Below are 10607 nucleotides of genomic sequence, written 5' to 3'. Positions count from 1 at the left end.
AATGGTTTCTGCTGGAATAACATTTAATGATATTCATATGGTATTGCCGTTGGATTCAGATAGCATAAGTCTCAATGATTTAATTACCCAAGGGAAGTGGGGAGATGATGATGGAGATGGACAGGGGGCAGGGGGAGTAACGGCATCAGGGAGTATATCGTTAGCAATAAAGGATAAAGATGGCACTACGGTTAGTCGTGGTGATACATTAAATCTATGTAAAGCGCCTTATAAGGTAACCTTAAGTAGTACTGGGGGGAATTTAGTTACGCAGTATGGTGTCCCCAATAGTAGTACATTTAGTGGAGGAACAGTGGATTATTATATCACTTTACCGTCACAGCCCGTTATTTGTTCGGTCAGGCCGAATTTGTTGTATGGCGGAACAAGTGGCATTGTTTCTAACGACGACCCATATTATGCCGGTCCATCTAACATATGGTCTCCTACTAAGGGCTTTTTAACAGTGTTTACAAACCCATCATTTTACAACCAAAACTTTCCTACTACAGGTGCAGATGGATTGTATTTTGATTTGGACATAGGAGGGATAGACGCAAGTCAGTTGAGTTGGGCAGTTAACACAAGTGGTAGTCTAGGGACAACGGTGAGTTGGAGGTTGCCGAACCAAGGTGATAGATGGATTAAGGATAAATCAAAATATGTAACACGGGTAACGTTAAATGGTCCAAGGGCAAGTCGTACTCAAATAAGCTCAAGTAATCCTACTCCACTTACACGTCCATCTTTGCCACAGACATTTGAGTTAGTCGGAAGTGATAGAAGTGGTAATGAGGTTCGGTACGGATTTAAGTTAAAGCAGTGGTTCGTCAATCGGGGTGATAAAAGTGATTACGTTCCCAATCAAACCACATGGTGTAATAGTTTGGGTTATCGAATGTCACGAGTAAGTGATTTAACCAATGCGGTTTGTTCTGGTTTTGGAGTGAGTAATAATTATCCTTGTACTGGAGCTGTTGGCGCCACGCCGTCTTCTAGTAATAATGTTTACATGCGTCACATAGGTGCAGGTTTTTTCACTGAGTGGGGCGTCATGTACAGCTACGCTGATGCGGGTTTCGTCGGCAACCTCTATTGGACTAGCGACGCCCCAGGTAGCAATGGCTTCGCTGTCACCTCGTACTACGGCAACGTCGGCAGCTTCAGTGCCAGCATCAGCTATTCTGCTGTTTGCACCGTACCTTAGTTTTTGGCGTTTAGTCCTTAATCCTTAGGCCGCGGGGTTGGTTATGGTGCTTGAGAGGATAATATAACAAAGAATAAAGCCCCCGCGTAAGTTGGGGCGTTTCCCTTAGGGTTTGCGCCGTTGTGGCAAAGCCACAATAGCGCCGCCCCCCCCGCCGACGCTGAAAGTGTCGATGGCAGTCTTAGTGGATTACGCTGTGGCGGTTTAAAGCTGTGGCCTATTTTAGCTTCGGGGAATAAAATAGCTACAGTGCTCACGTCCGAGCAAAGGGAATTAAAGCGAATTCCCTTTGCAATCCCACGTTTTGGCTACCGAATGTGACTTACGGCTCCACGATGCCGGGATAAGACAGGCAATATAATCAATTATATTTTTGTGTTGTTTTTATTTTCTTGAAAAGTAATAATTAAAAATAAATAAAATCAATGGTCTATTAGGATGAGTTTTGGATGAAAAATCCTACAACATCGCAAGATTAATATGTCTACTTTAGTTACGGTATAAGAATACATTAGCAACTGAATATCAAGTTATTGGTTGTTGTTTAATTTTTGATTGTTTTTTATATAGCCCCGTTCACTATGTTAGGTTATTTTTTACAATGTTATGATTTTATTTATAATAATTAATATAACTTACACTTGTATTAATCTATTTAATCAATTCGTGTTTAATTATTAGGAATCTTCTTGAATAAATCTTTAAAATTTGATAGTTTACCGGAAAGATTTTTAACATTAAAAACATTAAAAAAGAAGGTAATTGTTATGACAATCAAAGTAGGTATTAATGGCTTTGGCCGTATTGGCCGTATTGTTTTCCGTGCTGCTCAAAAACGTTCAGACATTGAAATCGTTGCTATCAATGATTTATTAGATGTTGAATATATGGCTTATATGCTTAAATATGATTCAACTCACGGTCGTTTTGACGGCACTGTTGAAGTTAAAGATGGTAAATTAGTCGTTAACGGTAAAGCAATTCGTGTTACTGCTGAACGTGATCCTGCAAACTTAAAATGGAACGAAGTCGGTGTTGATGTTGTTGCTGAAGCAACTGGTTTATTTTTAACTGATGAAACTGCTCGTAAACACATCCAAGCAGGTGCTAAGAAAGTTGTTTTAACGGGTCCTTCTAAGGACAGTACTCCAATGTTTGTTATTGGTGTTAATGATAAAGATTATGCTGGTCAAGATATCGTTTCTAACGCTTCTTGTACAACTAACTGTTTAGCGCCTTTAGCTAAAGTTATCAACGATAACTTTGGTATCGTTGAAGCATTAATGACAACTGTTCATGCAACAACTGCAACTCAAAAAACTGTAGATGGTCCATCTCATAAAGATTGGCGTGGTGGTCGTGGTGCTGCTCAAAACATCATCCCTTCATCTACTGGTGCTGCTAAGGCGGTAGGTAAAGTTATCCCTGAATTAAACGGTAAATTAACTGGTATGGCTTTCCGAGTTCCTACTCCAGACGTTTCTGTTGTTGACTTAACTGCTCGTTTAGAAAAACCGGCTAAATATGAAGATATCTGTAAAGCAATTAAAGCCGCTGCTGAAGGTCCAATGAAAGGAGTTCTTGGCTATACCGAAGATGATGTTGTTTCTACTGATTTCTTAGGTGAAGTTTGTACTTCAGTATTTGATGCTAAAGCTGGTATTCAATTAAGCGATAACTTTGTTAAACTTGTTTCTTGGTATGACAACGAAGTAGGTTATTCAAACAAAGTATTAGATTTAATCGCTGTTATTTCTAAAAAATAATTAGTGTTTAACTAACTTTGTTTAAAAGGCGGCTTTTTTGGCCGCTTTTTTTCTCTGATTTTTGAGCGATTTTTAACTTTTTTTGAGAGAAAAAAAACGCTCACTTCGTGAGTGAGCGTTTTTCTAATGTGAATTTTAAAGTTCAATTAGATTACAACAACTTCAGCTGCTGCAGGTCCACGAGGACTATCTTGGATAGCAAATTCAACTTGTTGCCCTTCAGCCAATGTTTTAAAACCATCACCTGAAATAGCAGAAAAGTGCACAAATACGTCTTTACTTCCATCCGCAGGGGTAATAAAACCAAAACCTTTACTTTCATTAAACCATTTTACTTGGCCTGTTTTCTTATTCATTTACTAGACATCCTAACAATAATTAATAATTAGCCTTTAAGGCCGTATGGGTTTTAACATTGTATTAATGATGTAACTAAAAGCCATGATAATGTGTTTAAAAACATTATTGAGGTTAATCGTTATCCATAATTATGTACTTTGTTGCTTACCCAGTGATATTACCGCATAAATTATAATCAAAAGCAAGATGTGAATACTAATTTTTTTTATGAAAAAAAAAAGTTTTGTTCAAACCTCAGAAAATTATTTGCTAATTGATAAAAATCAAATTTTACCCATTAAAGCTTAAATTAATTTTGATGTTATTAAATTGCAACAAATAAAAAAACCATAAAAAAAAGCCATAAAAATATTTATGGCTTTGATAAAAATAAATTTTTTATTTAAAATTTATTTGTTTTTTGCTCGCTCAAATGACTCAATAATTTCCTTGCGCGCAGCTTCAGCATTATCCCATCCGTCAACTTTAACCCATTTACCTTTTTCTAAAGCTTTATATTGTTCAAAAAAGTGTTTGATTTGTGATTTGAGTAATTCAGGTAAATCATCAACATCTTTTATGTGATCATATTCTTTTGATAGCTTGCTGTGAGGTACTGCAACAAGTTTTGCGTCTTGACCAGCTTCGTCTGTCATTTTTAATACACCAACTGGGCGGCAACGAATAACTGAGCCTGGTTGTAATGGGTATGGCGTTGGGACTAATACATCAACTGGATCGCCATCTAATGATAGTGTGTGATTAATATAACCATAGTTACATGGATAAAACATTGCTGTAGCCATAAAACGATCAACAAATACAGCGCCAGTGTCTTTATCAACTTCATATTTAATTGGATCTGCATTGGCTGGAATTTCTATCACAACGTAAATATCATCTGGTAATTCTTTACCTGCTGGTACATTTAAAAGTCCCATTTTTGTATCCTCTATCTAAGTTTATATAGGTTTGTGAATAATAATAAGCGCACATTATAAAGATTATTCAGTGTCGCTCAATTCTTTTAAATATTGAAAAATTTGCCTTGCCGTTTTGGTTGGCTTGTTTGTATCTTGCTCTTTTTTTGCTAAACGGGCTAAGGTTCGTAATTGCTGACGATCGGCCGTTGGGTACAAACCGATAATGGTTTCGGCATCGCCAGTTGCAATTAATTCATCCCGAAGTTTTTCAAGTTTGTGAAATAGTGAAATTTGTTGATTATGGCGATTTTTAAGTTTATCAAGCGCTTGGCTAATCGGATCAATATCTCGGTTACGTAGCAGTTTGCCAATGTATTGGATTTGACGGCGATATCCTTCTTTTTTTATTTTCTGCGCAAGTTCAATTGCATAAGTAAGATCTTCATCGAGAGGAATTTTTTCAAGTTCGTTTTTGCTTAGTTTGACAAGTTCAATCCCTAATTTTTTTAAAGCTTCAGCATCGCGTTTAATTTCACTTTTACTAACGTAGATGATTTCGTCATCTTCAGTGTCAATAGCGAAGTTGGGTTCTAGATTTGTCTCTTGATTATGATTCATGTTATTTCTTTTGTTAACTATTGTGTAATTCTAGCTTATTATAACGTATCGCTAGCAGAATTGTAGAAAATAATAAAATGAGTATTGAACAGATTAAAAAAGAAGCTTTAAATCAAAAAGAAACTTTATCGGCAATTGTTGCTAATGCTATTGAGCAAGCAAAGTCACGTGTTGATGAAGTTGAGGTATCGATTAATAAGTCAACAGGTATTAATGTTAGCACTCGCATGGGTGAAACCGAGAATGTTGAATTTAATAGTGATGGTGCGTTATCTATTACTGTTTATCAAAATAAACGTAAAGGGAGTGCTTCTACCAATGATTTGTCTTCTCAGGCTATTTTGCAAACGGTGAATATGGCGATTGATATTATGCAATATACTTCGCCAGATCCTTGTTCAGGTTTGGGTGATGTGAGTCAAATGGCATTTAATCCACCCGATTTAGATTTATTTCATCCTAGTGATTTGAACGTTGATAATGCCATTGAGCAGGCTAAACAAGCCGAATTAACTGCGTTAAATCATTCCAAATTGATTAATTCTGATGGCGGTTATTTTAGTAGTCGCTATGGCGTTTATGTTTATGGTAATAGTTTGGGGATGTTGCAAGGTTATTGCGCAAGTTCACATTCACTTTCATGCTCAGTTATTGCTCAACAAGCAGGGCAGATGGAAAGTAATTATGCTTATACTTCATCATGTGATTATAGTCAGCTCAAGTCTGCTGATTGGGTTGGTGTGCAGGCAGCTGATAGAGCGATCTCACATTTAGGCGCTAAACAGATTTCAACAATGCAAACTCCTGTGTTATTTAGTGCAGAAGTTGCCGTTGGACTCATTAGGCATTTAGTGGGTGCTATAAGTGGTGGTGCCATTTATCGTAAATCTTCTTTTCTTTTAGATAGTGTAGGGAAGGCGATTTTTCCTAATTGGGTAACTATTTATGAGGATCCTTTTATTTTAAAAGGTGTTGGATCATCGCCTTTTGATAGTGAAGGGACAAAAACAGTTAAGCGCAATATTGTTGAGCAAGGTGTGTTGCAAACTTATTTGTTAGGCAATTATTCAGCTCGTAAATTAGGCTTAAAATCGACTGGGCATGCAGGTGGAATTCATAATTGGTTTGTATCACCAAGCCATGCAAATGCTAGTTTTGATGAGATGCTAAAAAAATTGGATAAAGGTGTTTTGGTGACTTCGTTAATGGGGCAAGGTGTTAATAGTGTGACTGGTGATTATTCGCGTGGAGCTACAGGATTTTGGGTTGAGAATGGAAAAATTCAATATCCAGTTAGTGAAATCACCATTGCTGGTAATCTTAAAGATATGTATAAAAATATTGTGGAAATTGGAAACGATATCGAAACCAGAACAAGTATTCAATGTGGCTCAATTTTGATTGATAATATGAGTATAGCGGGGAAATAAGGATTAGCATGGCTGATTTGTTAAAAAGTACTTTTTTTCAAAAACTAATTGCATGGATGCCCGGATTAGGCAGTTTATTACAGTATAAACGAGAATATCTTAATTTTGATATTAAGGCTGGTTTATCAGTTGCTGCTGTTTCGTTACCTGTGTCAATTGCTTATGCTGAATTGACTGGTGTTGGCGCTATAGCTGGACTGTATTCGACCATTTTGCCGTTAATTGTGTATGCGCTTTTTGGTTCTTCTAAACAACTGATTGTTGGACCTGATACAGCAACTTGTGCTGTGGTTGCCGCGGTTGTGTTTCCTTTAGCGGCTAATGATCCAATATTGCGCTGGCAATTAGTTATTATATTAACAATAATGATTGGCATTTGGTGTATCATTGCTGGAAAGTTGCATCTTGGTGCTTTAGCCGACTTACTTAGTCAGCCTATTTTAATTGGTTTGCTTAATGGCATATCAATTACCATTATGGTCGATCAGTTAGCCAAAACTTTAGGTTTTAGCTACGATTATTCTTATTTGATTGAGCGAATTGTCTATTTCCCTTTTAAATTGTCTGAAATCCATATAGGCACTGCGCTAGTTTCTTTTTTTACTTTGTCTATTTTAATTGCTTTAAAGCGATTAAAGCCCCTGTATCCTGCTCCTTTATTAGCCGTTATTGTGATGACGTTTTTTTCGTGGGCGTTTAATTTTGAATATTTTAATATTCGTATTATTGGTAATGTTAGCAGTGATTTTATCCCTACCGAGTCATGGCTTGATTTTGATAAAGGATTAATGCGTGATTTAGTTGTTCCTTCACTTAATATCGCTATCATCTGTTTTGTTAGTATGATGATAACTGTACGCAGTTTCGCATCAAAAAATAACTATGAAACCAATGCCGATGTTGAATTTAAAGCGTTAGGTATAGCCAATATTGTTGCAGGGTTATCACAAGGTTTTGTTGTTAGTGGTACATCATCAAGAACTGCTGTAAATGATGCTAATGGAGGTAAAACGCAACTAGTTTCGATTATTGCAGCAATATTAATTGGTATTGTGGTATTGTTTTTTCTTTCGCCTTTACAATATATTCCAACTTGCGTGTTAGGGGTGGTTTTAATATATTCTTCAATTTCACTCATTAATTTTCAAACCATCGTTCGCTTTTTTAAATTTGATCGAGACGCTTTTTATTTAAGTTTGATAACACTCATTTCAGTACTTGTTATAGGTATTATTCCCGGTATGGCGTTAGCGGTTCTACTCGGGTTATTTTTATTTTTACGTCGGGTATTTAGGCCGAAAGATCAATTACTGGGTGTTGATGAAAGTGGTCGAATTCATTCAATAAGCCAAGATGTGCAACCAATTAGTAATACAATGATTTATCGATTTAATTCTCCGCTAACTTATTTTAATATCGCTTATTTTAAACGAAGAATTATCAGTTATATTGATGAATCTAAAGAGCCAATAAACTATGTTATTGTCGATGCAATCCCGTGTTTTACTTATAAAGATGTGAGTGTGTTGTCAGGGATTGATGAATTAGTGAAGTCGTTAAAAGTAAGAAATGCTACTCTAATTTTATCTGGCCGGCGTAAAACACTTAAAAACTGGTTTAAACAGATGAATATTAAGCTTGATGATGAGTATATTGAGTTTGCTTATGATCTTTATTTTGCTGTTCGGTTAGTTCAAAGTAAAGACCATATGGGTAATAAAACTGATGATGAATCTAAACATTTATCATGACCAATCATTAAATATGTGGAATTTGTTTTTTATTATCTGAGATCACTAGATTATCGACAGATAAAGTAATATTAATATGGACAATCTACTATAAATTTAAGTACAATATTAGATCTTTCAAATGAAGCATTTTAGTAAAAAATTTAGGGGTAAAAATGGCACGTGTAACTGTTCAAGATGCAGTAGAAAAAATTGGTAATCGCTTTGATCTCGTTCTTGTGGCAGCGAGACGCGCTCGTCAACTGCAAGTGGAAAATAAATCACCACATGTTCCAGAAGAGAACGATAAAGAAACCGTTATTGCTCTACGTGAAATTGAAGATGGTCTTGTCAATAAACAAATTCTTGATATTGCTGATTTTCAAGCGCGTCAACATGAAGAAGAAGAAACACGCGCAACACTTCATGAGTCGATTCTTCTCGAAAATACACCGTCATACGAATAAGCTTTACAGGAATTGCTTATGCAATATTTTGATAGCTTAAAAGAGGTTGTAGCATCTTATCTTCCGTCTAAACAAGTCGAATTGATTCAAGATGCTTATCTTTTTGCTAAAAATGCACATGAAGGGCAATTCCGTTGTAGTGGTGAACCTTATATCACTCACCCAGTTGCAGTCGCAACGTATTTAGCTGAGATGCGGCTTGACTATGAAACAGTTATTGCCGCACTTTTACATGATACAATTGAAGACACTCCTGTCACCTTTCAAGATATTACAGACAAATTTGGTAAACATGTTGCTACTTTAGTTGAAGGTGTATCTAAACTCGATAAATTAAAATTCCGTAACAGACAAGAAGCTCAAGCTGAAAATTTTCGGAAAATGGTGCTTGCTATGACCGAAGATGTGCGAGTTATTTTAATTAAACTTGCTGATCGTACGCATAACATGCGTACACTTGGTGCTTTAAGACCTGATAAACGTCGTCGCATTGCTAAAGAAACACTTGAAATTTACGCACCGTTGGCTCATCGTTTAGGTATCAATCACATCAAAACAGAACTTGAGATTTTGGGCTTTACAGCAATGCATCCAAATCGTGCTAAAGTGATTGAAAAAGTCGTTAAAACAGCACGAAATACGCGAAAAGAGCTAATTCAACAAATTCTGTCTGAAATCCGAGGTCGATTACATGACGCTCATATTGATGCAGAAGTTACTGGTATCGAGAAAAATATCTATGTTATTTATCAAAAGATGAAACTGCGTGAGCAACATTTTCATTCTATCATGGATATTTATAATTTTAGAATTGTGGTAAATGATGTTGATGCTTGTTATCGTGCTCTTGGACTGGTGCATAATTTGTATAAACCACGTCTTAATCGTTTTAAAGATTATATTGCTATTCCTAAAGCGAATGGCTACCAATCCTTGCATTCATCGTTAATAGGTCCTCACGGTACGCCTGTTGAAGTCCAAATTCGTACCGAAGATATGGATCAGATGGCAGAAATGGGTGTTGCTGCTCACTGGGCGTATAATGCAGCTGATGAATTAAACAATACTACTGCGCAAATTAAAGCCCAGCGCTGGATGCAAAGCCTGTTAGAATTGCAACAAAGTGTAGGGAATTCTTTCGAGTTTATCGAAAACGTTAAATCTGATTTGTTTCCTAAAGAAATTTACGTTTTTACTCCCAAAGGGCGTATTGTACAGTTACCAGAAGGAGCAACAGCCGTCGATCTTGCTTATGCAGTCCATTCTGATATTGGTTATCAATGTATTGGCGCAATTGTTGATCGTAGACCTTATCCTTTATCACAACCGTTAAGCAGTGGGCAAACTGTTGAAATTATTACCTCTCCTGAAGGCCATCCTAATGCTAGTTGGTTAAATTTTGTGGTTAGTGCTAGAGCGAAGTCGCGTATTCGTCAGGCGCTTAAAACCCTTAAGCGTGAAGATGCAATTGAATTGGGTCGACGTTTATTTAATCTTTCGTTAGTTAAATCTGGCGGTATTGATGGACTGTCAGAAAGCCAAAAGGCTAGAGTGGTTGAGTTAGCCAAATTGTCCAATTTTGATGATGTCTTGGTCGAAATCGGATTAGGTAATATTATGAGCCATTTTATTGCCAAAGGTCTAGAACATAAAGTGCTGATGCAAAATAAATTAGAGTCAAACAAAACTCTTGTTATTACTGGCAGTGAAGGTGTTTCTGTTACGTTTTCTAAGTGTTGTCATCCGATTCCTAATGATCCTATTGTTGGGCATGTTAGTCCTGAGAAGGGGTTAATAGTGCATCATGAATCTTGTCGAAATGTTAGTGGTTATCAAAACAATCCAGAAAAATATATCTCACTTAAATGGGCTGCAGATATTTCTCAACGTTTTGTTGCTGAAATTTGGATCGATATTTTAAATACTCAAGGTTCCTTGGCGCATATACTTTCAATTATTAATGATGAAAATACTCGCTTGCAATGGCTAAATACCGAAGAAAAAGATAGGCAGATTTATACTGTTATTCTACAGATAGAAGTAAAAAATACCCAACAACTTAATGAATTAATTCGTAAAATGTTACTACAACCTGATGTAGTAAGTGTTAAACGAAATATAAATTAG

Annotated in this window: 9 protein-coding genes; 6 read left to right on the top strand and 3 right to left on the bottom strand. The window is 36.3% G+C overall.

Annotation, left to right across the window (positions count from 1 at the left end; all coding sequences use genetic code 11):
• Nucleotides 1-1207, top strand: a 1207-nt coding sequence (locus A9G31_RS11885; protein ID WP_065561529.1) for a hypothetical protein, incomplete at its 5' end; no start/stop codon positions are given.
• Between the two features lie 767 nt (nt 1208-1974).
• Nucleotides 1975-2973: a glyceraldehyde-3-phosphate dehydrogenase gene (gene gapA / locus A9G31_RS10105; RefSeq protein ID WP_034912538.1), complete on the top strand. Its 999-nt coding sequence runs from the start codon at nt 1975-1977 to the stop codon at nt 2971-2973.
• A gap of 146 nt (nt 2974-3119) precedes the next feature.
• Here gapA and cspE read toward each other — a convergent pair whose 3' ends face one another.
• From cspE to yjgA, 3 genes are all read right to left on the bottom strand, one after another.
• Nucleotides 3120-3329 carry a transcription antiterminator/RNA stability regulator CspE gene (cspE, locus tag A9G31_RS10100; RefSeq protein WP_025315032.1) on the bottom strand — a complete coding sequence of 70 codons (210 nt, stop codon included), beginning with the start codon at nt 3327-3329 and terminating at the stop codon, nt 3120-3122.
• Nucleotides 3330-3722: 393 nt separating this feature from the next.
• Nucleotides 3723-4253: an inorganic diphosphatase gene (gene ppa, locus A9G31_RS10095; RefSeq protein WP_065561528.1), complete on the bottom strand. Its 531-nt coding sequence runs from the start codon at nt 4251-4253 to the stop codon at nt 3723-3725.
• 63 nt (nt 4254-4316) lie between these two features.
• On the bottom strand, nt 4317-4853 hold the full coding sequence (yjgA, locus tag A9G31_RS10090; protein WP_065561527.1) for a ribosome biogenesis factor YjgA: 537 nt from the start codon (nt 4851-4853) through the stop codon (nt 4317-4319).
• A gap of 77 nt (nt 4854-4930) precedes the next feature.
• Here yjgA and pmbA point away from each other — a divergent pair, with 77 nt between their 5' ends.
• The 4 genes from pmbA to spoT all read left to right on the top strand — a co-directional run bounded on the left by pmbA (nt 4931) and on the right by spoT (nt 10607).
• Nucleotides 4931-6283 (top strand): metalloprotease PmbA, encoded by a 1353-nt coding sequence (gene pmbA, locus A9G31_RS10085; RefSeq protein ID WP_065561526.1) that lies wholly within the window; start codon nt 4931-4933, stop codon nt 6281-6283.
• An 8-nt stretch (nt 6284-6291) separates the two neighbouring features.
• A complete protein-coding gene (locus A9G31_RS10080) occupies nt 6292-8034 on the top strand; it encodes a SulP family inorganic anion transporter (RefSeq protein WP_218056451.1) in 1743 nt (580 codons plus the stop codon).
• Nucleotides 8035-8189: 155 nt separating this feature from the next.
• The gene (rpoZ, locus tag A9G31_RS10075; RefSeq protein ID WP_065561525.1) at nt 8190-8480 is read left to right on the top strand and encodes a DNA-directed RNA polymerase subunit omega; all 291 of its coding nucleotides are present in this window, start codon (nt 8190-8192) and stop codon (nt 8478-8480) included.
• Nucleotides 8481-8498: 18 nt separating this feature from the next.
• The gene (gene spoT / locus A9G31_RS10070) at nt 8499-10607 is read left to right on the top strand and encodes a bifunctional GTP diphosphokinase/guanosine-3',5'-bis pyrophosphate 3'-pyrophosphohydrolase (RefSeq protein WP_065561524.1); all 2109 of its coding nucleotides are present in this window, start codon (nt 8499-8501) and stop codon (nt 10605-10607) included.

The sequence above is a fragment of the Gilliamella sp. Gris1-4 genome, assembly GCF_001690335.1.
Classification (GTDB): domain Bacteria; phylum Pseudomonadota; class Gammaproteobacteria; order Enterobacterales; family Orbaceae; genus Gilliamella; species Gilliamella apicola_P.
The sequence above is the reverse complement of the archived record's forward strand: the minus strand, read 5'-3'. Positions and strand labels throughout refer to the sequence as shown.